A 20,851-nucleotide genomic window follows, 5' to 3' on the forward strand; every position below is an offset into this window, starting at 1 on the left:
GCGGTGGGGTGTCAGTCCTTTTCGGGCAGGCCGAGCAGGCGACGCAGCTCCGGCAGCGTCGTGTTGGCCCGGAAGCCCGGGCCGCCCCGCTGGAAGCGGATGGCCGCTGCCAGGTTGCCCACCACCAGGGGCTCGCAGCCGGCATCGCGCACCAACTGCGCGGCCACCTGAACGGCCGGGGTGTCGTCCCCCGCGATGGGAACCGCCAGCAGCCCGCTCTGCCGGCCCGAGGAGGCTTCGACGGCCGTGGCGTCGACGGCGCTGAAGGCCCGGACCAGCCGCGTGCCTGGCAGGTACTTCGCGGAGGTGGGGCCGACGCCGTGGGTGAGCGCCTCGCGCGCCAGGGCATCGTCGCGGCCTGGAGGGGGATTGCAGGCATCCAGGACGACCTTTCCCCGCAGCGCCTTCCGCAGGTCGCGCCCAAGCTGCGGAAGCGCGGCATAGGGGACGGCGAACAACACGACGGAGCCGAACTCCGCCGCCTGGCGTGGCGTGCCCACCGACGCGCGGGGACCGAGCTGGCGGGTCATGGAGACGAGCTCGTCAGGATGGCGGGAGGAGAACAGCACCTCGTGCCCGGCCCGGACCCAGACCTGGCCGACGGCGCCGCCCAGCCACCCCGCGCCGATGACGCCGATCCGCATGGGTTTCGCCTGCTTCTTCGCCTCCTTCACCTGACCCAGGACCGGGAGCGAGGCCAAGGCGGCGAAGGTTCCCAGGATGGAACGACGGGAGATCGGCATGACGGTGGACCTTCCAGGATGACCTTCAAGCGGTCGTCGGGAAATCGCCGAGGGCTGTCGGAGCCGCGGCGGCGGGCTGTGCACTCCATTGCTCCGGCGGGACCCGTGGACCTCTCCGGGGGCTGTATGGAAGAACTACGCCGGGCGCCGTCCGGGCAATAGACGCAACTGGCGCAACGGGCCTTGAAGCCAGGCTTCACAATGGTGCGCACCGTTCTTCCGGGCGCGAAGCGGCGGGTTGCTCCGCGCGGGGCCGGCGGGAATCGAAGCCGCACTTCGGAGCAACCGGCAAGGGTTTCCGGCACGGCGCTCCCGCGCCAACCTGAAGAATTCCGTGGGCGCCGCCAGTAGCGTGTGTCCTGGCAGGGTATGACTGGGAAGAAATAGGGGAGAGCGGGTAGGAGGAGTGGCGCAGGCGGCCGGCGGCAAGGGGCGTGGAGCAGGCCTACTCGCCAAACTTCTTGCGGCCGCGACTGCCCTGGCTGGATGTGACCTTCCGACGCCTTCCCAGAAAGCAGCTCGGGTGTGACTGCTGAGATGACCTCTCCCTGTATGCCCAAACTTACCTGCCTGCCAACGGCAGGGCTTGCGCTATCCTCGGTTTGCACCAGCGGGCGTCATTCACCCAGGACGAGACGAGCACCCGGGGCACGCAGGGTCCTCCTGGGATAGCGAGTCGAGGAGCCGGAATGCTTGCCGTCACAGGAGTCGGGATGGTTTCGGCGCTCGGGAGCGGTGTGGTGGACGGGTGCGCGGCCAGCAGGGCGGGCATCGTACGCATTGCTCCGCTCGACGAGCCCCGGCTGTTCGACCCGGATGGTGGCGAAGGTCAACCCGCCCGGGGGCACTCCATCCCCTGGGTGACTGCGGGCTTCACCGGACTCGGCAGGCTCGCCGCGCTGGCGGATGCGGGGCTTCGAGACCTTGCGCGAAGCGTGGAGCTGACCGACCTCTCACGATGCGCGCTCTATGTCGTCGCTCCGAGCGACGTCCACCGCCGACTGCTGGAAGAGCAGGGCCTGCTGCCCGAGGAGCACGAGGCGCGAAGAGAGGTCTACTCGACACAGTTGATCCCGACCCTCCTCAAACATCTGAAACCCAGTGTTCCACCCCGTATCCAGCGCCTGCTCTTCGGTGAGGCCGGCCTCTTTGAGGCTTTGCGTGATGCCACCGAGCGGCTCCGCCTCGGGCAGGTGGACCGCTGCATCATCGGCGGCCTGGACAGTCTGGTATCGAAACCTGGGAAGACAATACCTACAGGGTTCTCGTCAATGTCGGACGAGCGGCTGCGATTTCCCAGAAGGTCGCGGCCAAGGTCAACGACGTCTTCAAGACATAGGCAGGGTGGCGGAGTTGGAAATGGAGACGACTGGGGCGGTGACGAGCGAATACTTCATCCTGGAGTGGGCGGCGCTCGACGGATATTGCGCCGTCTTCAACCTTCCAGAAGGGATGCCGAAGATCCACAAGCCCGCGCGCGGCATCCGCATGGGAAGCGAGTACCCGGACGGGCTGCCGTTCCGCATGGCGAAACAAGAACCCGGGTTGAAGATCGCGGACGTCATCGCGAACGCCGTGAACTACTTCATGGTGTCGAAGCGGATGAAGGAATTCCTGGCGCGGCATTCCGGCGCCGACATCGAATTCCTCCGGTTCGTGCTGCTGAACCATCGCGGCCGTGTCGCGAGCGAGGACTGCTACCTCGCGAACGTCATCGGGACGCAGGACTGCGTGGACATGGACCGGTCGGACGGGGACCGGGACGCGCTGAAGCCAGACCGCTTCATGTACCTGCGTCGCCTGGTCCTGAAGGAGGACGGGCTCGACTCGTCGGCGAAGCTCTTCCGCACCGCCACGGCTCCCCGGCTGATGATCGTCCGCAAGGACCTCAAGGCGCAGGTGGAGCAGGAAGGCATCACGGGCATCACCTGGTACCCCGTGGGTTCGGAGGTGGAAATCACCCTATGAACCATGACTACGTGGACGTTGCCCGGTACAACATGTCCCTCACCCTCCGCTCCAGCCTGGAGGGCATGGTGCGCCAGGACGAGTACGAGGCTGACCACGTCTCGAACATCTGCGTGGCGTACCGGGTGCTCGGCATCTGCGCGCTATTGCAGAAGGCCGATGTGGAGGCCTTCGCGGGGCAGCTCTGCAGGTCGGGGCAGGCCCGGCTCCACCTCCTGTCGCTCGCGAAGACGATGCCCCTCCCAGCGGAGCGACTGCCGGGAAGTGACAACATCGGCTTCAGCGATGCGCTGGCCGCCGGAGACCTCGTGACCGCGAGGTCCATTGCCCGGCTGTCGACGCACCGCCACCTGGAGGGTGTGGAGTACGAAGAGGACTTCCTCTTCGCCTAGTTCCTCCGCCAATTGCTGGCCCACCCCAGAACCCCGGACGCGCTGCACCAAGTGCTGGCGCGCTGGGAAGACGTCCTGGAGGGTGGCGCCGACCCTCGGCGCGAGGCCTGCCAGGCCCTGCTCGAGAAGGACGCCAATGGCTTCCAGACCGCGTTTGAAGCGCTCCTCCGCGAGCGGAAGCGGGAATTCAACGAGTACGGCCGGCGACTCGACTTCGATGCCGAGGTGGGAGCGACGACGGGCAAGCTCTACGTGGACGGGCTGGCACTGTTGAGGGTGGCGGAACTGGAGGCCATGCCTCCCCTGACCGCGCTCGAGTTCGTCCCGCTCCTGGCGAGGGTGCCGCTTGGAACACCGCTGCCCGCAGCGGACGCCTGGAGGACGGCCTGAAGCGCGCGAGGGCCAAGCGGCGCATTCTGCCCGCCGGAAGCGTCAGGACCCGGCGGCGGCCTTGGATGCGCGCTTCGGCAGCAGCTGCGCCTCCAGCGTTCGAGCATGGTGCGCGAGCACCTTTCGGCGCCGGGCGGTGTCGTCGTGGAGCAGGTTCGCGAGCGCCAGGCCCCGGATGAGGTCGAGCGTCGCGCGCACGGCCTCGCGGGCCTCGCGGTCGCGTTCATCCAGGCCCAGCAACTGGAGGGTGAGCCGGTGCACCTCCCGGCCCACGTCCTGTTCGAGCGGCAGCAGCAGCGCCTTCAGCTCCGCATCGGCCACGGCCGCCACCCACAGGTGCGTCGCGGCCTTGAAGAGCGGGCCGGCGTGGACATCCGAGAGCAGGTTCAGCAGCGGCTCGACACGCCGTCGGCGCTCCGGCAGGTCCTTCGCGCGCCGCAGGATCTCCTCCACCTGCTGGCGGAAGACGTGCTCGACCGCGGCCGCGACCAGGACCGCGCGTGTAGGGAAGTGGTGCTGGCAGGCGCCGCGAGACACCCCGGCCCGTTCGGCGATGGCGCCCGTCGTCGCCCCGGCCCAGCCCTGCTCCACGAGCACGTCGATGGCCGCCGCCATCAGCTTTTGACGCGTCACCCGACTGCGCTCCTGCTCCTGCCGCGTCGTTGAACCCGCCGGACCGCTCATGTCGACAACCTTCTTGCGCGGCATGGAAAAAAGCAATCATGATTGCTTTTTCAAGGGACGGGGACGCCCCTTCCTTCCACGGTACCAGGGGTGAGAATGGACGCTCGAACGCTGCGCATCGGCAATGCATCCGGCTTCTACGGTGACCGCTTCTCCGCGTTCCGGGAGATGTTGGAGGGCGGTCCGCTGGACGTCCTCACCGGCGACTACCTGGCGGAGCTGACCATGCTCATCCTGGGCCGCGACCGGCTGAAGAACCCGGAGGGCGGCTACGCCCGGACGTTCCTGCGCCAGTTGGAGCAGACGCTGGGGCTCGCGCTGGAGAAGAAGGTCCGCATCGTGGCGAACGCGGGCGGCCTCAATCCGGCGGGGCTCGCGAACGACCTGCGTGTGCTCGCGACGAAGCTGGGCCTCTCCGTCCGCGTCGCGCACGTCGAAGGCGATGACCTCGTCGGACGCGCGGACGAGTTCGGCTTCGGTGAGTCCCTCACGGCGAACGCGTACCTGGGCGCCTGGGGAATCGCGGCCTGCCTCGACGCGGGCGCGGACATCGTCGTCACCGGGCGGGTGACGGACGCGTCGCTCGTCGTAGGGCCCGCCGCTTCCCACTTCGGCTGGAAGCGCGACGACTGGGATCGGCTCGCGGGCGCTATGGTCGCGGGCCACGTGCTCGAATGCGGGGCCCAGGCCACCGGGGGCAACTTCGCTTTCTTCGGTGAGCTGGACGCACGCCGGCCCGGCTTCCCGCTCGCGGAGGTGTTCGCGGACGGCTCGAGCATCATCACGAAGCATCCGGGCACGGGCGGCGCCGTCACCGTCGACACCGTGAAGGCCCAGCTCGTCTATGAAATCGCCGGGGCGCGCTATGCCGGCCCCGACGCCACGGCGCGCTTCGACACCATCGCCATTGAATCCGCGGGCACCGACCGCGTGCGCCTGTCCGGCGTGCGCGGTGAGCCGCCTCCGCCGGACGTGAAGGTGTGCCTGAACCGGCTGGGCGGCTTCCGCAGCGAAGCCAGCTTCATCCTCGTGGGCCTGGACATCGAGGAGAAGGCCGCGCTCGTCCGGGCGCAGCTCGACGCGACGCTCAAGCCCCGGCCGGCGGAGGTCCTCTACACGCTGGCGCGCACCGACCACGCCGACGCCGCGACCGAGGAGCAGGCCTCCGCGACGCTGCGGGTGGCGGTGAAGGACGCGGACGCGAAGGTCGTCGGCCGGTCCTTCAGCGGCGCGGTCGTGGAGCTCGCGCTGGCCAGCTACCCCGGTTTCTTCCTGCCGGCGCTGCCCGGTGACGGCTCGCCCTTTGGCGTCTACACGCCAGCCTTCATTGATGCGCGCAAGGTGCCGCACGTCGCGGTGCTCCCGGACGGCAAGCGCCTGGACGTGGCGCCCACGGATGCCTCCCGCGCGCTGGAAGCGGTGGCCGTGCCGCCGCTGCCCGCGCCTCCATCGGCGGGGCCCGTCCGGCGCGTGCCGCTCGGCCGGGTGGCCCTGGCCCGCAGCGGAGACAAGGGCGGGGACGCGAACATCGGCGTGTGGGTCCGCACCGACGAGGCGTGGCGCTGGCTGGTGCATGCCCTCACGGAGGAGCACCTGCGCACGCTGCTTCCGGAGACGCGCGAGCTGGTCATCCACCGGCACGTGCTTCCGAACCTGCGCGCCCTGAACTTCGTCGTCGAGCGTCTGCTGGGGGAGGGCGTCTCGTCGTCCACCCGCTTCGATGCCCAGGGCAAGGCGCTCGGCGAGTGGCTGCGTGCGCGCCACGTCGACGTGCCGGAATCGCTGCTCTGACCCCTTGGGAGGAGTAGGATTCCCGCGCGGTACTCCGGCTGCGCCCGGGACGGGGCTGCACAGGCGGCGTGCCTGGCGAAGCAGGGTGTGATGAGCGAGAAACAAATCCTCGCGGCGGTGTTGATGGGAAGCTGGGGCCTCCTCGCTTTTGGGGCGAGCTGGTTCGCCTGGCACCTGATTCAACGGCAGAGAAAGCGCGCCTGGCTGCGCCAGCATGGGCTGCCGGCGGAGGCCACGGTGCTGCGGCTCCAGGGGACCGGGATGCGCATCAACCGCAGCCAGGTCTTCGACTTCCTGCTGGAGGTGACGCTGCCCGGCCTGGCGCCGTATCAGGTCCGGTTGAGGAGCCGGTGGCACGACTGGAACGTGCGGGTGATGGACGTGGGCCTGCGGCTGAAGGTCAAGGTCGACCCGAACGACCTTCAGAGGCTCGTCGTCCTGGGGCCCGTCGTCCCGCAGGACCTGGGCAGGCACTTCAGCGGCCTGGGGGCGTTGGCCGCTCCAGCGCCGGGGGATCCGGTGAAGGGCCTGGCGGACCTCCAGCGGATGGCGGACGAGGGGCTCGTCACCCCGGAGGAATACGCGCGCACGAAGGCGGAGATCCTCGCTCGGCTCTGAGCCGAGCGCCGCGCCGAGCCTGGAAGGTGGGCCACACAGCGCTAAGGCTTGGGGAAGTTGACGACGGTGGTGGTGACCTTGACGAGATCGAAGGACTCCTGCCGGTTGAGCAGGTTCGTCTCCTGCGCGACCAGTTGCGCGCGGAACTCCACCTGTCGAGCCTCGTGGTCGAAGAGCGCGTAGACGACGTAGTACCGCGCCTTGCGAACCATCGTCTCCGGGTCCACCGAGAGCTGGATGTCGTCCTTGTTCAGGCTGCTGTCGACGACACACTTGAAGCCTGCCAGCTTGTGCAGGTTCTGCGAGGCGCTGTCCGTGCGGGCCTCGTGCCGGATGAGGATGCGGCCATCCTGGAACTTGTACCAGAGGCTGCAACCGCTCAGGTTCGCGGTGAAGAAGTACGTGAGGTTGTGGGTCGTGAGATCGATCCCGCACTCCGTGACATCCCCCGTCGCCCAGGGCAGGTAGAAGGCATCGGGAGCCTTGCTCTCCTTGAGCATGGCCATCTCGCGATCTTCCAGGGTGTCGAACGTCGCCGCGTAGGCGCCCATGCCGGAGCCGGGAGCTGGACCGAGGATGAGCGGCTTCTGCTTCTGCCTGCCGGATGCGTTTCCCATGGGTCTCCTTGAGTGTCTCGCACTCATAGCAGCACCCCGGCAGTTCGATCCGTGCAGGATGGACCGTCTTCTCCTCAGGTCTTGAAATGGGAAGCCCTGACCGCTCAGGGCTACCCCACAGAGGGCTTCCTACCCACGGTCATACGGCAATCGCACTGCGCGTCACATCAAAGCTTGCCTAAATCGATCAATAGGCGGACAAGTCATTATTACGGCCTTTCCAGGATAACTGGTCGACTCCACGAATTGAGGCTCCGATTCATTGGATTGAGGCTGTCGTGCCGCCGCACATGACGGGCGGTGGCGCACGGGCACCGTGAGCTACCAGCGTGGGAAACATGAAAAAGACGTTCGTGGTGGCTGTCGTGATGGGCGCGGCGTTGGTGACAGGATGTGGTGGCGCGGCGGAGCCGTCTCCAGAGCGTCAGGGGGCTGTGGCCACCACCCGCCAGGCACTCCTCTCCTCGGAACTCGAGGCGTCCCTCTCGTGCGTGCAGGAGTACGTCGATGCGGGGACCTGTGACTGGCCGCACTGGAGCGAGCTGTGGCAGACGTGCCAGACCTACGAGCACCCGGAGCTCGAAGACGGTCTCTTCCTTGATGAGGTGAAGGCAGGGCGTTGCACGTCCACCCACTGGCCCACGTTGCGCGCTCAGCTCATCGCTTCCCATGCGCCGCGCGTTCGCGTGCGCGTGGGCTGCGATGGCGACTCCGCGGTCATGCAGGAAGCCGAGCTTGACGGCTGCTACACGCTCGGTGGCACGGATGCCTCCTTCGTCGAGGTTCCGTTTGGCAAGACCGTGACGCTCCATGCTGCCGCGGGCTGCGCCGGCGAATCGACTGTCGTCCAATACGACACGAGCCTCTGCGGGACCTCGTTCCCGAGCGGCGCGAGCGCGAACGAGAACGTGCGATCATTCCGGGTTCAGTCCGCCGACGAGGCGTCGTCGCCAGCCAGCTACGTCTGTGCCGCCAACGAGCCGACTTGCGTCAGGAATTTCAACAGCAAGCTGGGCGCGATCAACACGACGCATACGGCCAAGGTCATCCGCGTCGTCCTCGAGGGGCGCGAAACACCCTCGATCGCGACGAGTCGGAGCCGCATCCAGGCGATGTATGAATTCTTCGCCGTGGCGTCGCACAACCAGGTGCACTTGCAGTTCCTCGGCCCAGACGAGACCGTGAGGGTGACGAGCAGCGATTGCGAGACGGCGAAGGGCTACGCCGTGAAGAACAGCAAGCCGAACGCGTTCTTGAACGTGTACCTCATGCCCCTGGGGATGTGCGCAAGCTCAAGGGCCAGTGCGCACCGCATCTACCTCAATGACGGCCTGATGCGGACCTACTACCACGAGACCGGACACGTCCTTGGCCTCGCGCACGGCAACCGGCTCGATGCCACGGGCGATGTCGACGCCTACGGCGACGCGAGCACGAACATGGGCCGGTTTCCTTCGGACAACTACAACCTCCCGCAGCTCCACTGGCTGGGTTGGACGAAGAAGGCGGACCTGATCAAGGTCAACCCGGCGATCGAAGCCGGTGGCTCGATTGAAGTCACGCTCCGGCCGGTGGACAACAACGCCGACAGCGCCAGCCCCCTGCCGTTGGGGGCCGTCTGGGAGAGCCCCGACTCTGACATGCGGCTGTTCGTCGCCGTGCCGAAGTCACGCGTCAACAGCGTGAACCAGATCGGCGGAGGCGGTGTGTTCGTGTACCGCGCACCCAAGTGCGAGGGATGCACGGGCATGGCGATGGGGACGCTGCAGGTCGGGCGGTTTGGCCCGAAGGCGGTTGTCAGCAACATCGCGAGCGACCTGCTCATCACGCCGGTGCGCTACGAGAGTCATCAAGTCATGGTGAATGGGACCAGCACCGAGGTGTTCACCTCCGTCACACTGCGCATCAAGCGGTCGCCTCCGACGGTGCTGACTCCGGCCGCTGGTTCGGTGACGAGCGACACCACGCCCACCTACAGCGGAAGAACGGAGGCCGGCTTCTCCGTCGCGATTATCGTGGATGGCGTCAAGGTGGGCACCACCAAGGCCACCGCCGGGGGCACCTGGAGCTTCACTCCCACGAAGGCGCTGACGCTGGGAGTGCACACGGTGAAGGCCTGGGCGACGGATGCGGCGGGCAATAACAGCCCAAACTTCGCCCCCCAGTCCTTCACCGTGGCCACCTCTGGCTGAAGACTCCCGTGGAGTCGCTCCACCCGTCAGCCAGGCGGGTGGAGCGTCCGCCACACGCTTCGCCCCGCTCCGGGTGAGCCATCTGGACGAGGCTCCCCGACGGGGGCGCATGCCGCGAACCTGTCCGACTGTCGGACAGGCTCTGGCGAGCAGCCTCCGACGGGCGCCCCCCATGGACTCCATTTCCTCAACGGCAGACGTCTTGCGCGTACGGCGTCCGGTCTCGGTGTCCCCGCAAACGTCGACTGGACAATACTCCCAAGAGACGGAGCCTGCCTTCCAGGTCTGCGCTCGTCTTGCGGGGATTTCGTGGATAGCATGAGTCCTGTCAGACGGCCGGGTTCCATTCCGGAGCCCCCCGGACCAAGGAATCATCCATGAAGCCTGGATCCTCATTGCTGCGCGCGGTGGCCCTGGTGTGCACGAGTCTGGCGTTGACGGCCTGTGGTGGGGTCATGACGCCCGAGGAGGCTGCGGCCGAGGAAGCGGCGGCGCTGGCCACGGTGGAGGCCGAGCTGGGCTCGTGTGGCACCTGGTCCAGCTGGACCAACACGGGCACGACCTCCTGTGCCCCCTCCACCATGTGTGACTTCTATTGGGTCTGCGAGCGGCTCCTCAAGGAGGACGACGCCGAGTCCATCCTGGGCGAAGGCGGCAGCGCGAACCGCCCCCCGGTGTGCCCCTCCGGCCAGACGGCGGTCCGGCGCTACGAGAGTGGCCGCTCCAACCAGCAGTCCAGCTACCGCGTGTGCTTCAATGATGCCGGCACCTACACGCACACGGAATACCAATACCAGACCGTCTTCAGCACCTGCGGCTGCTGAGCTGGAGTGCCGTGAAGTACGCACTGGGAGGTCGCCCGGCTGGACGGCCCCTCCGTCGGCGGACTGCGCTCCATCGGCGCGCAATCCCAGGGTGAGCCTTCCCGGGTTCTGCGGACACCCGAGATGAGGTGACCGAAGGATGTCCACGACGATGCCGGGACGCGAGCGCAGGAAGTACACGCCGGAGTTCAAAGCCCGGGGTGGTGAAGCAGGTGCTGGAGGAGGGCATTGAAGGCGCCCACGGCCGCCTGGGCGACGGTGAGCGGCGTGCCACCGTCAACGGCACCAGGCCTGGCGTCGGCGGCCTGAGCATCGTGGGCGAGTCCACCGTCGACGCGAAGCAACCCGCGGCGGATCCCCGTGATGACGAAGCCCCTCTCCGGCCCGTGCTGGAGAGGGGCTGCTTGTCTCATCCGAAGCGGGGTGCCGTCGGATTACTCGATGGTGGGGGCCTGGCTCATGCCGGCCGTCGGATCCGAGTGGGCCTGCCCGAGCGCGCCACCGAGCAGCGAGCTGCCCGCGGTGCCGACGGCGCCGACGACGCCCGTCACGCCCTGGGCCACGCCCTGCACGCCCTGGGAGACCGCCTGCACGCCCTGGGTGGCGGCCTGCACCAGCTCCGTGATGCTGCTGATCACGGAGGTGATGCCCTCCAGCAGCTTGCCGAGGCTCTCGGTCTTGCTGGAGCCGCCGGCGGAGAAGCCGTCCGCCTGGAGCGACTGCATCAGGGGCGAGGAGAGCGTGGCGTCAGGCCGCTGGGCGCCGCCGGGCAGCGAGGGCGCGGAGAGCGTGGCGTCCGGCAACTGCGCGCCGCTGGGCAGCGAAGGCGCGGAGAGCATGGGGCCAGGCAGCTGGGCGCCGTTGAGCAGCGAGGACGCGGAGAGCATGGCGTCCGGCAGCTGGGTGGCGGTGTCGAGGAGCGAGGACGACGAGAACCTGGAGTCCGGCTTCTGGGGGCCGTTCGGAGCGTTGGGCGAGGAGGGCCTGGCGTCCGGCTTCTGGGGCGCGTTCGGCGAGTTGGGAGTGGAGAGCTTGGAGTCCGGCTTCTGGGGGCCGTTCGGAGCGTTGGGCGAGGAGGGCCTGGCGTCCGGCTTCTGGGGTACGTTCGGCGAGCTCGGCTTGGAAGACGGGATGTCCTGCGCGGGGGGACGGCGGATGGCGTTGGTGGAGGAGCCGCGAGCGGAGGAGAGCTTCATGGGGGAACTCGTTTCGGAAGAAGAGGGTGGTTGCCGCGTTCAGCGTTGAGTCCACCCATAGCAGCGGGCGTGCCAGCGCCCTGGAAGCCTGGGGGCACGCGCAATCCATTGATCTTCCTCGGCTTGGATGCGCGCCAACGCGGCGCCGCGCGGCGCGGCCTGATGACCGCCGTCATTCCCTGGTGTCTCCTGTCACCATGCGCGGTCCGCGACGTGGGGGGATTCAGCTCGAACCAGCGGGAACGCGCCTGCGGGCAGTGGGTCGCCCTGCTTGGGAGCGGCGGCAATCGACTCCATGCCGCGCGGCGCTTCAGGTCGCGTCGTGGAAGATGATGCCCGCGGTGTGTCGTTGCCCCGAGCGCACCCGGCTGACGCCGTGCCGGAGGTTGACGCGGTAGGTGCCCCGCGTGCCCTGCACCGGGCGGTGATGCACCGCGAAGACGACCGCGTCGCCCTGTCGCAGGGGGACGACCTCCGGCCGTGACTGCATCCGGGGCCGCTGCTCCGACAGCACGAACTCCCCGCCCGTGAAGTCCCGTTCCGGCTCGGACAGGAGGAGGGCCACCTGGAGCGGGAAGACGTGCTCCCCGTACAGGTCCTGGTGCAGGCAGTTGTAGTCCTCCGGGCCGTACCGCAGCAGCAGGGGCGTGGGCCGCGCCTGTCCCGCCGCGTGACAGCGCGCGAGGAAGTCCGCGTGGACATCCGGATACCGCACGTCGATGCCCATCGCCGTGTTCCAGCGGTTCGCGATGGGCGCGAGCCAGGGATACAGCGCCGTCCTCAGCTCCGACACCACCTCCGGCAGGGGATACTCGAAGTATTGGTATTCCCCCCGCCCGAACCCGTGACGCGCCATCACCACCCGGCTGCGAAACGCATCCTCCACGTCGTACAGCAGCGCCAGGGCCTCGCACTCCTCGGGGGTGAGCAGCCGCTCCACGCTCGCGCAGCCCCGTGCATCCAGCTCCTTGGCCACCATGTCCCACGCCACCGCGCCCACCCGGGCCGCGATCCCAGCCATGGGAGCCTTCGCGAGCGCGCCTCCCGCCCTCATCGGTTCGCCTCCCGGTCCAGCAGCGCGCGCTTGCGCTCCACGCCCCAGCGGTAGCCCGACAGGGCACCGTCGTTGCGCACCACCCGGTGGCAGGGGATGGCCACGGCCAGCGCGTTCGCGCCGCACGCCTGCGCCACGGCCCGCACCGACTTCGGTGAGCCAATCCGCTCCGCGATGTCCGTGTAGCTCGCCGTCGCGCCCGCCGGAATCTCCCGCAGCGCCTGCCACACGCGTTGCTGGAACGCCGTGCCTCGCACGTCCAGGGGCAGGTCCAGCCCCACGCGGGGGGCCTCCACGAAGCCCACCACCCGCGCCACCAACTGCTCGAACTCCGCGTCCCCGCCCACCAGCGTCGCCTGGGGGAAGCGGTCCTGGAGGTCCTTCGCCAGCGCGTCGGGGTCTTCCCCCATCAGGATGGCGCACACGCCCCGGTCGCTCGTGGCCACGAGGATGGGGCCCAGGGTGCATTCGCCAATCGCGAAGCGGATCTCGGTGTTCGCGCCACCGGCGCGGAAGTTCGTCGGCGTCATGCCCAGGACCTGGCTGGAGGTTTCGTAGAAGCGCCCGCTGGAGTTGAACCCCGCGTCGTAGATGGCCTCGGTGACGGAGCCGCGCCGCGCGAGGCCCGTGCGGATCCGCTCGGCCCGGTGCGCCGCCGCGTAGGCCTTGGGCGTCAGCCCGGTGACGGCCTTGAACACGCGGTGGAGGTGATGGGGGCTCAGGCCCGCGCGCTCCGCCAACGCCTCCAGGCTCGGTGGCTGCTCCGCCCCCTGGATGAAGCGGCACAGCTCGGCCACCTGATCCGCGTGCCGTGAAGCGAGCGAGGGCTGGCCCGGCTTGCAGCGTTTGCATGCCCGGAACCCCGCCTGCTCCGCCTCGGCGGTCGTCGCGTGGAAGCCGACGTTCTCCGGCCGGGGCGTCCGGGCCCCGCAGGACGGACGGCAGTACACGCCCGTCGTCTTCACGGAATAGAAGAAGCGCCCATCCGCGCCCTCATCCCGCGCCACGACCGAGGCCCAGCGCGCATCGCCCAGCGTCACCGCCGCGAGGGCTTCCACCTTCGTCTTCACGTGCGTTGCCTCCCAGCGGTCTCCATGACCACGCCAGGAAACTAACCCCGGCGCTCCAGGCCAGCACTCCGCGTCTTGCTCTTGAATTCGGAAGGGGCCCCGCGCCCCGGCACCCGGAGCGCGGGGGCCCGCGAAGCCGCTACCGGCAGGCGTTCACGAGCCGGCGCTCCGGCCGCTGCGTCCAGCCGCGCTCATGGTAGGCGGCGCCCACCACCAGCGGCATCGTCACCGTGGCCTCGCCGTACACCATCTGTTCGTGCACGGTGGACACCTTGCCCCAGCTGCTGGCCTCGCGCAGCGTGGAGCCCGACAGCGCGCCGTCCCGTTCGTCCGCCACGGTGAGCTGCACCGCGTACTTGTGCATGGACACCGGCTGGTCCACGAAGTCCGCCGCCACCACGATGTCCTGGGCGAAGTTCTTCGGCACGCCGCCGCCCACCATGAAGAGGCCGGAGTCCTCCAGCTTCAGCCGGCACTTCGTCAGCTCCAGGAAGTCCCTGGCGCTGTCGATGGACACCTGCGGCTTCCCCGCCCGGTGCCACTGGTGGTGCACCAGCCCGAAGCCCGCCGAGCAGTCGCTGAACGCCGGGCAGAAGATGGGGACCCCCGCCTGGTGCGCCGCCAGCACCACGCTGTCCTTGTTCTTCGCGTGCGTCTCCAGGTAGCGGCCCATCTCGGTGATGAACTCGCGCGAGGAGTACGGCCGGGGCTCCAGCTCCGCGGCGATGGCCGCGATGGTCGCGTCGCACACCCGCAGCTGGTCCTCGTCGATGTACGTGTCGTAGATGCGGTCGATGCTCAGGTCGCGCAGCGCGTTGTCGTCCGCGTCCGCGCGGCCCTTGTAGTGGTGGAAGCCCAGGGCCTCGAAGAAGTCCTGGTCCACGATGAGCGCGCCCGTGGAGACGATGGCGTCCACCATCCGGTGACGCACCATGTCCACCACCACCTGCTTCAGGCCGGCGGAGAACAGGCTGCCGGCGAGGCAGAGGATGACCCCGCACTTCTCGTCACGGAGCATGGTGTCATAGAGGCTGGCGGCGCGGCCCAGGTTGCGCGCCTGGAAGGCCATGTGGCCCATGGCCTGGACGAGCGGGCGCACGTCGAAGGCCTTGATGTCGATGTGTTGGATGGTGTCGCGAAGCAGCGCCTGCTTGCTGGGAGTCGTTGTCACGGAGGGTGTACCCCGACGGCCTTGGATGGAGGTCGGGAGGCCCTGGGCCGACAACAAGCGCCACCCGAGACGTCCTACGGTCCGGCCCGCGAACGGGGGAGACCGCCATCGGAGACGTCAGGTGGCGTGCGACATGCGCCCCCTATCACGCCAGCCAGGCAGGTGCGAGTCATTCATGGCCTGCACGCTCGGGGGCGGCGTGACAGGATGCCGCGCCGCACTTCCCAACTCCCAGTACGAGATGAGCAAGCCATGCCCCACCTCCGACTGATGTGGAAACGCTCCCGTCTGCTTGGGTCCACGCTGCTGGCCTGTGCCGCGGCCCCCGCCTGGGCGGCCCCCGCGCCCGTCGCCGTCCCCAACGCAGGCTTTGAAGCCACCGCTGGCGCGGGCCTCCCCAAGGGCTGGTCCGTCACCGGCCAGGGCAAGGTGTCCACCAGCACCGACGCGAAGGCGGAGGGCAGCCGCGGGCTCGTGATTGAGAGCCCCCAGGGCGGCGCCGAAACGACCGTGCAGTCGGACGCGGTGAAGCTCCAGGTGGGCCGCCTCTACCGGCTGAGCGCGTGGGTGCGCACGAAGGGCGTGCAGGCGGATGCCCAGGCGCGCTACCCCACGGCGCTGGGCGCATGTCTGTCCATGCAGAGCTTCCCCTTCACCAACTGCTCGCCGCCGCAGGGCGCGGACGCCAGCGGCCGGGTGCAGGTGATGTTCTTCGCCACCCAGTCCACCGACCGCGTGCAGGCGCACCTGGGCCACAACGGCAAGGCCACCGGCACCGCGTGGTTCGACGACGTGAAGCTGGAGGAGGTGGACGACATCACCGCGTACGTCCCCATGGAGAGCGTGCGCTGGGCCGGCAAGGGCTTCCGGTATGACGACGGCGGCTGGGTGTACGTGCACATCGAGGGCGAGCCCTACGAGCGCGGCCGGCAGTTCGGTGAGCTCGTGCCCCAGGAGATCGTCCGCTACATGGAGAAGCTGGGCATCCAGAAGGACAAGGCGGACGCTGGCAAGGGCTGGGCGCAGGTGCGCCTGCTCGCGGATTCGCTCTTCCTGCGCCGCTTCGACGCGGAGTTCCTGGAGGAGATGAAGGGCATCGCGGACGGCGCCAACGTGGGCGGCGCGAAGTTCAAGGGCCCGGATGGCAAGGAGCGCGAGCTGGACGTGCTGGACATCGTCGCGCTCAACTCGGCGGTGGACCTGGGCCAGCTGGAGGACGCCAACCGCGTGACGGCGTCCCCACTGTCCGGCCGCACCTTCCTCAAGGGCGAGGACGAGAACGGCCGGGCGGGGGAGGGCGACCACTGCTCGTCGTTCGTCGCCACGAAGTCCGCGACGAAGGACGGCCGCGTCGTCATGGGGCAGATCTTCATGTGGAACGGCTACACCGGCGTCCACTGGGACGTGGTGCTGGACGTGCAGCCCACGAAGGGCCGCCGCTTCGTGATGCAGACCTTCCCGGGCGGCATCCACAGCGGCTCGGACTGGTTCATCAACGACGCGGGCATCGTCATCGGCGAGACGACCGTGGGCCAGACGCCCTTCAACATCGACGGCACCCCGCAGAGCAACCGCATCCGGCGGGCGGCGCAGTACGCGTCGTCCATCGACGACGTGGAGCGCATCCTCAAGGACCGCAACAACGGCCTGTACACCAACGACTGGACGCTGGCGGACACCAAGACGGACGAGGGCGCGTGCCTGCTGCTCGGCACGAACAAGGCGCGCCTGTGGCGCACCGGCAGCAAGGGCAAGCCCGCGGACACGCCCGGAAACCTCAAGGACTTCATCTGGGCCAACAACAACAACCGCGACCCGGAGGTGCGCAAGGAGTCCGTGCCCAACGCGAGCAACGCCCCGGTGGACCTGGCCTTCAACACCTGGAACCGCGACATCGCCTTCCAGGAGGCCTATGCCCGGTACGGCAAGGCCGGCTTCGACGTGGAGAGCGCCACGCGGATGCTGGCCACCAGCCCCATCAACCGCCCCCACGCGTGTGACGGCAAGGTCACCACGTCGGAGATGGCGGAGAAGCTGATGTTCCTGGCGCACTTCGGCAAGACGACGCTGCGCGAGAAGATGGTGGGCAGCCGCTGGATTCCGGACCTGCCCGGCGCCACGCCGCACCTGTCCCTGGGCTACACCGCCTTCAGCCCCGTCTACGTGGCGGACAAGCTCAGGGCCGCGAAGGCGAAGCAGAAGCCCGAGCCCAAGGTGGAGAAGCCGAAGAAGGACTTCAGCCGGGTGAAGGAGGCGCTCGCCTTCGATGAGAAGAAGCTGTGGGCCAACACGGTGTTCCCCGCCACGGATGGGGAGAACTGGTTCGTCAGCGGCTCGGCCGCGTACTGGACCCAGCTCAAGGACCTGCCGGAGGGGGACGACGTGCTGGGCAAGGCGTTCGAGCAGCAGCGCGACGCGCTCGCGGAGCTCAATGCCCGCTACCTCTACGTCTCCTCGCGCGAAGGAGACGTGGTGCCCACGGCCGCCCGCACGGACTACGGGCGCTATGGCCAGTACGCGGTGCCCCGCATCAAGGGCACGTACCTCTTGCACCAGCTGCGGCTGACGCTGGGCAACGCGAAGTTCGCGCAGGTGATGGCCGCGGTGCACGGCCGCTTCGCGAACAAGAAGCTGTCCACCCAGGACTTCATCAAGACGGCGTCGGCGGCCGCGGGCCGGGACGTGGCGCCGCTCGTGAACCAGTGGGTGGCGCGTGAGGGGCTGCCCGCGCCGCGCCTCACCTCGCGCGCCCAGAAGGCGAAGGAGGGCTACGAGGTGGTGCTGAAGGTAGATCAGTCCGGCAAGCCCTGGCAGTTCGCCACGCTGGTGGAGGTGCAGACGGAGAAGGGCGCCACGCTGGAGCGCGTGGAGGTGAAGGGCGCCAGCGACACCTTCACCGTGAAGGTCGCGGACAAGCCGGTGCGCGTGGTGTTCAACGTGGGCAACGACATCCCCGTGGCCCGCGAGCGCTACCAGACCCTGGCCAACACGCTGGACGACTGGGAGAAGCTGCTCTTCGTGTACGGCTCCGCCCGCCAGGTGGAGTCCATGCGCACGCTGGCGCTGAACTACCGCGAGCAGCTGGCGGACGCGTCGCCGGAGAAGCTGGCACCGCTCAAGCCGGACGCGGAGGTGACGGACGCGGAGCTGGCGGAGCGCGACCTCGTGGTGTTCGGTGGGGCGGAGGACAACGGGCTGCTCGCGCGGCTCCAGGCGGAGAAGAAGCTGCCGGTGGAGCTGGGCCGGCGCTACTTCCGCTGGCAGGGCAAGACGTATGGCCGCGCGGATGACGGCCTCGCCGTGGCGCTGCCCAACCCCTGGAACCCCAAGCGCACCCTGTACCTCTTCGTCGCGAACAGCGGCCTGGAGCTGTGGCACATGACGCGCACGTTCCAGCGCGGCCTCCAGAGCTGGGCCCTGTTCCGCGCCGGAGAGGTGAGCGGCAAGGGCTTCCACGCCACGGAGGGCCTCACGCAGGAGCTGTCCGTGGACCTGCCCGCGCCCAAGCTGGGCATGGCCACGCCCTGATTCGAGGGGCCGCCTCTCCCGGGTGGAGGCCCTGCGCTTCCGCCCGGGCCTGATTCACTGACGGTCAGCAGTGGTCCGGCTTTTGGAGGTCCTGTGCGTTTGGTCGCAGTTGTCTCGTTGTTGTTGTTCGCGGGGGGATGTGCGACCGCTCGCGTCGTCCACCTTGATGCTGGAGACGGCAGGCAGGTGCTCCACGAGTCGGTGGAGGTTGATCCAGTTCAGGTGGGCGAGGACGAGTTCAAATTGGCCCTCACACAGCTCATCCTCGACCTGCGCATGGACGTTGCCTTCCGCGAGATGGATGCAGCGGACGCACGGGGATGGGCCCGGTCCAGGACGCTGCTTGCATCGTCGAAGGGCCTCGCGGATTCGGGAGCGGATGCTCCCCCCGAGTCGTTGTACGCACGCATCTGCCCCGATCCAAATGACTGCCTGAGCCTGATGGGCGGGGCGGGGCTGGCGTTCTCTCGGAGGGACCGGACGCTCACGGCGCTGTCCTTCGCGCTCGATACTGTGTGGGGGAGTGTCGAGGCGGAGGTCGGGAAGCTGCTGAACCCGGTTGTGCTGAAGGCCATGTTGACGTCGGCGGCACTGACCGTGCTTCTCACGATGGCCATTCCCGAGCCGATCACCAAAGTCCTCGCGATAGCCCTGACGGCAGCGATGGTGGCGTACCTCGGTGTCGTGCCAGTCTGGGAAATAGGTCGCGGCTTCGTGAGACTCTGGGACGACGCAGAGAAGGCCGCCAGTGTCATCGAGTTGCAGGACATAGGGCATCGGTTCGGCAAGACGCTCGGCACAAACGGCACGCGCGTCCTGGTGCTGCTCGTCACGACGGCCTTGGGCGGAAAGAGCGCGATGGCAGCCCGGGGACCCAGGCTCCCTGGCTTCTCCCAGGCCGCCCTTCGCGTACAGGCGGAAGCGGGATTCCAGCTTGGGACGGCACTGAATGGCGGCGTGACTTCCATCGCGATGCCCGCCGCGGGTGTGCTGAACGTGGCGCTGGCTCCAGGGGCTACCGCTGCCGTGGCGATGTACTCGAACGGTATTCCGGGCGATGCCGAAGGGCCAATTCACCACATCTGCACGAACAAGAACCTGATTTCGGCTGTTACAGGTGGCCCGTGGACACCGAGATGCGAGGATGTCTTCAAGAAAGCCGGGATGACACTCGAAAGCGCTTCAAACAAGGTGAGGCTCAATGGTCATGAAGGACCGCACCCTGAGAAATATCACAACGCAGTGGTGGTTCGTCTTGAGCGTGCGGTCGCGCGATGTCGCACGACGGAGAGCTGTCGAGCCAGTTTGAGCGATGAGCTTGCAAGGATTGCCAACGAGCTTCTGACGCCGGGCTCCCCGTTGCGGAGTCTCATCGTGAAGATGGAGGGGTGAGGTGGCGCGTGACTTCTACTGGGTAGGTATTGCTGACGTGCCACAGTGGGTGGTCAGGACTCCTGCGCCTGCGGGCGGTGGCTCGTTCGAGGAGCCTTGGATGTTCGCGGAGGGTCGTGTGCTTCCCGATCCTGGACCCATGGAGGCGCAGATTTCACATCCTGGTGTGAAACGCGCATTTGTGTTGTCTGGGATAGAGCAAGCCCCCATCGTCAACGCAGCCGTCGCGAACGTCTTCAGAACCCTGGCTCCCGACGATGTGCAGCTTCTTCCAGTGTCGATTGAGCGAGAGTCCGAGTCCTACTTCGTCGTCAATGCCATCAGATTGATGGATTGCATCGACGAAGCGCGATGCCAGGAGGTGCAGCACTACCCCGAGAACTCCTTTCCTGAATATGAGGGAGAGTACCGCTGGATCTATGGCCTGCGAATCGACCCCTTGAGGACCGAGGGTGCTCGGGTCTTTCGGCTGACGAAGTTCAAGACCGCGTTCGTCGTGTCGGACGACGTCAAGGAAGCCCTCGAAAGAGTCGGGAGCCTGGGCGTGTCGTTCGAGCAGGTGACGGCGCCCACTGGAGGATGAGATGCGCAGTGAATCCAGCAATACACTTGAGCTTTCGCATGGCCGGGACGCGGTTCGCGAAGGGATTGATGCGTTGGGAGACTGGCGGTCATCATGACCTCCGTAATGGTTCTACCTGCACTCTGAGTCAATGACTACCCAGCGGGCTGAACGCCTGGGTAGGATTGAGTTGGTCGGTGGGTCGTGCCATGGTTTGGCTATGACTCTCCCTGGTGCTGGTTTTGCGTGTGATCACTGCAAACAGACTCTTCGGAAAGGTGTGAGCAGCCCGCTTGGCAAGTACAAGGCCTGCCCGAATTGCTCCGGAAACACACTGAAGGAACATGCCTTTCGGAAATTGGATGAGTTCGGTGTGACCGTCCACCGAATCACCGCGAATGCTCCGGATGGTATCCACAGTTGGTGTGAAGCCTGCCGAGCCCTGAAGGAGGAGGATCAAGGGTATCCGCCCAATGGTGCGCCCTTCACTCTTTGCAGCGACGTGGCCGCCAAAGAGCCCTGATAGCGCTCTCGCCGCGTCCACCCGAAAAAGAGCAACAAGTAGCGGTGGATGTGCTGGTATGCGCCCCACATATGAGTTCTACGAATCGAGGGGCTGGGCGAACCGGCTTCGACGAGTACCCGACCCCGTCGTGGGC

The 20,851-nt window shown here is 67.8% G+C and carries 17 protein-coding genes; 10 read left to right on the forward strand and 7 right to left on the reverse strand.

From position 1 onward, the window contains the following. Positions 1–11: 11 nt before the first annotated feature. Complete coding sequence (locus tag OV207_RS09105) at positions 12–743, reverse strand: NADPH-dependent F420 reductase (RefSeq protein WP_267554255.1); 732 nt, start codon at positions 741–743, stop codon at positions 12–14. A gap of 1,359 nt (positions 744–2,102) precedes the next feature. Between OV207_RS09105 and OV207_RS09110 the strand changes: the two genes are divergently transcribed. The 3 genes from OV207_RS09110 to OV207_RS09120 are packed head-to-tail and all read left to right on the forward strand — an operon-like array spanning position 2,103 to position 3,493. Next, a complete protein-coding gene (locus tag OV207_RS09110) occupies positions 2,103–2,711 on the forward strand; it encodes an imm11 family protein (protein WP_267554257.1) in 609 nt (202 codons plus the stop codon). Beyond that, positions 2,708–3,103 (forward strand): hypothetical protein, encoded by a 396-nt coding sequence (locus OV207_RS09115; RefSeq protein ID WP_267554260.1) that lies wholly within the window; start codon positions 2,708–2,710, stop codon positions 3,101–3,103. Before OV207_RS09110 ends, OV207_RS09115 begins: the two co-directional genes overlap by 4 nt. Positions 3,104–3,154: 51 nt before the next feature. Further along, complete coding sequence (locus tag OV207_RS09120) at positions 3,155–3,493, forward strand: hypothetical protein (protein ID WP_267554262.1); 339 nt, start codon at positions 3,155–3,157, stop codon at positions 3,491–3,493. 42 nt (positions 3,494–3,535) lie between these two features. Here the strand turns inward: OV207_RS09120 and OV207_RS09125 are convergent, their stop codons facing one another. Further along, positions 3,536–4,201 (reverse strand): TetR/AcrR family transcriptional regulator, encoded by a 666-nt coding sequence (locus tag OV207_RS09125; protein ID WP_227028060.1) that lies wholly within the window; start codon positions 4,199–4,201, stop codon positions 3,536–3,538. 72 nt (positions 4,202–4,273) lie between these two features. Here OV207_RS09125 and OV207_RS09130 point away from each other — a divergent pair, with 72 nt between their 5' ends. Continuing rightward, entirely contained in the window at positions 4,274–5,968 is a 1,695-nt protein-coding gene (locus tag OV207_RS09130) for an acyclic terpene utilization AtuA family protein (RefSeq protein ID WP_267554266.1), read from the forward strand. A 90-nt stretch (positions 5,969–6,058) separates the two neighbouring features. Next, positions 6,059–6,586, forward strand: coding sequence for a hypothetical protein (locus tag OV207_RS09135; protein WP_267554268.1), 528 nt, complete (start codon positions 6,059–6,061; stop codon positions 6,584–6,586). Positions 6,587–6,627: 41 nt separating this feature from the next. On the opposite strand, the gene OV207_RS09140 is transcribed toward OV207_RS09135, so the two are convergent. Then, entirely contained in the window at positions 6,628–7,203 is a 576-nt protein-coding gene (locus OV207_RS09140) for a hypothetical protein (RefSeq protein WP_267554270.1), read from the reverse strand. A gap of 338 nt (positions 7,204–7,541) precedes the next feature. Between OV207_RS09140 and OV207_RS09145 the strand changes: the two genes are divergently transcribed. Both OV207_RS09145 and OV207_RS09150 read left to right on the forward strand, forming a co-directional pair. Further along, the gene (locus OV207_RS09145) at positions 7,542–9,395 is read left to right on the forward strand and encodes an Ig-like domain-containing protein (protein WP_267554273.1); all 1,854 of its coding nucleotides are present in this window, start codon (positions 7,542–7,544) and stop codon (positions 9,393–9,395) included. 377 nt (positions 9,396–9,772) lie between these two features. Continuing rightward, entirely contained in the window at positions 9,773–10,219 is a 447-nt protein-coding gene (locus OV207_RS09150; protein ID WP_267554275.1) for a hypothetical protein, read from the forward strand. Positions 10,220–10,653: 434 nt separating this feature from the next. On the opposite strand, the gene OV207_RS09155 is transcribed toward OV207_RS09150, so the two are convergent. The 4 genes from OV207_RS09155 to OV207_RS09170 all read right to left on the reverse strand — a co-directional run bounded on the left by OV207_RS09155 (position 10,654) and on the right by OV207_RS09170 (position 14,710). Beyond that, positions 10,654–11,415 (reverse strand): hypothetical protein, encoded by a 762-nt coding sequence (locus OV207_RS09155; protein WP_267554276.1) that lies wholly within the window; start codon positions 11,413–11,415, stop codon positions 10,654–10,656. A 310-nt stretch (positions 11,416–11,725) separates the two neighbouring features. Further along, entirely contained in the window at positions 11,726–12,436 is a 711-nt protein-coding gene (locus OV207_RS09160; protein ID WP_267554278.1) for a 2OG-Fe(II) oxygenase, read from the reverse strand. 29 nt (positions 12,437–12,465) lie between these two features. Continuing rightward, positions 12,466–13,539, reverse strand: a complete 1,074-nt coding sequence (ada, locus tag OV207_RS09165) for a bifunctional DNA-binding transcriptional regulator/O6-methylguanine-DNA methyltransferase Ada (protein ID WP_267554280.1) — start codon at positions 13,537–13,539, stop codon at positions 12,466–12,468. A gap of 139 nt (positions 13,540–13,678) precedes the next feature. Next, entirely contained in the window at positions 13,679–14,710 is a 1,032-nt protein-coding gene (locus OV207_RS09170) for a 1,9-bis(guanidino)-5-aza-nonane synthase (protein WP_267554282.1), read from the reverse strand. 252 nt (positions 14,711–14,962) lie between these two features. Between OV207_RS09170 and OV207_RS09175 the strand changes: the two genes are divergently transcribed. The 3 genes from OV207_RS09175 (at position 14,963) to OV207_RS09185 (ending at position 20,213) form a co-directional block, all read left to right on the forward strand. Then, complete coding sequence (locus OV207_RS09175) at positions 14,963–18,238, forward strand: C45 family autoproteolytic acyltransferase/hydolase (protein ID WP_267554299.1); 3,276 nt, start codon at positions 14,963–14,965, stop codon at positions 18,236–18,238. 93 nt (positions 18,239–18,331) lie between these two features. Continuing rightward, positions 18,332–19,630 carry an AHH domain-containing protein gene (locus OV207_RS09180; protein WP_267554301.1) on the forward strand — a complete coding sequence of 433 codons (1,299 nt, stop codon included), beginning with the start codon at positions 18,332–18,334 and terminating at the stop codon, positions 19,628–19,630. A gap of 1 nt (position 19,631) precedes the next feature. Further along, entirely contained in the window at positions 19,632–20,213 is a 582-nt protein-coding gene (locus tag OV207_RS09185) for an imm11 family protein (RefSeq protein WP_267554304.1), read from the forward strand. The last annotated feature ends 638 nt before the right edge of the window (positions 20,214–20,851 follow it).

This window comes from Corallococcus sp. BB11-1, from assembly GCF_026626625.1.
GTDB classification, from domain to species: domain Bacteria; phylum Myxococcota; class Myxococcia; order Myxococcales; family Myxococcaceae; genus Corallococcus; species Corallococcus soli.

Excerpts from the sequence above, each read along its gene's own strand:
- OV207_RS09105 (WP_267554255.1), bottom strand. The coding sequence starts at position 743 with ATGCCGATCTCCCGTCGTTCCATCCTGGGAACCTTCGCCGCCTTGGCC.
- OV207_RS09110 (WP_267554257.1), top strand. The coding sequence starts at position 2,103 with ATGGAGACGACTGGGGCGGTGACGAGCGAATACTTCATCCTGGAGTGG.
- OV207_RS09115 (WP_267554260.1), top strand. The coding sequence starts at position 2,708 with ATGAACCATGACTACGTGGACGTTGCCCGGTACAACATGTCCCTCACC.
- OV207_RS09125 (WP_227028060.1), bottom strand. The coding sequence starts at position 4,201 with ATGCCGCGCAAGAAGGTTGTCGACATGAGCGGTCCGGCGGGTTCAACG.
- OV207_RS09130 (WP_267554266.1), top strand. The coding sequence starts at position 4,274 with ATGGACGCTCGAACGCTGCGCATCGGCAATGCATCCGGCTTCTACGGT.
- OV207_RS09135 (WP_267554268.1), top strand. The coding sequence starts at position 6,059 with ATGAGCGAGAAACAAATCCTCGCGGCGGTGTTGATGGGAAGCTGGGGC.
- OV207_RS09140 (WP_267554270.1), bottom strand. The coding sequence starts at position 7,203 with ATGGGAAACGCATCCGGCAGGCAGAAGCAGAAGCCGCTCATCCTCGGT.
- OV207_RS09145 (WP_267554273.1), top strand. The coding sequence starts at position 7,542 with ATGAAAAAGACGTTCGTGGTGGCTGTCGTGATGGGCGCGGCGTTGGTG.
- OV207_RS09150 (WP_267554275.1), top strand. The coding sequence starts at position 9,773 with ATGAAGCCTGGATCCTCATTGCTGCGCGCGGTGGCCCTGGTGTGCACG.
- OV207_RS09155 (WP_267554276.1), bottom strand. The coding sequence starts at position 11,415 with ATGAAGCTCTCCTCCGCTCGCGGCTCCTCCACCAACGCCATCCGCCGT.
- OV207_RS09160 (WP_267554278.1), bottom strand. The coding sequence starts at position 12,436 with ATGGCTGGGATCGCGGCCCGGGTGGGCGCGGTGGCGTGGGACATGGTG.
- OV207_RS09175 (WP_267554299.1), top strand. The coding sequence starts at position 14,963 with ATGCCCCACCTCCGACTGATGTGGAAACGCTCCCGTCTGCTTGGGTCC.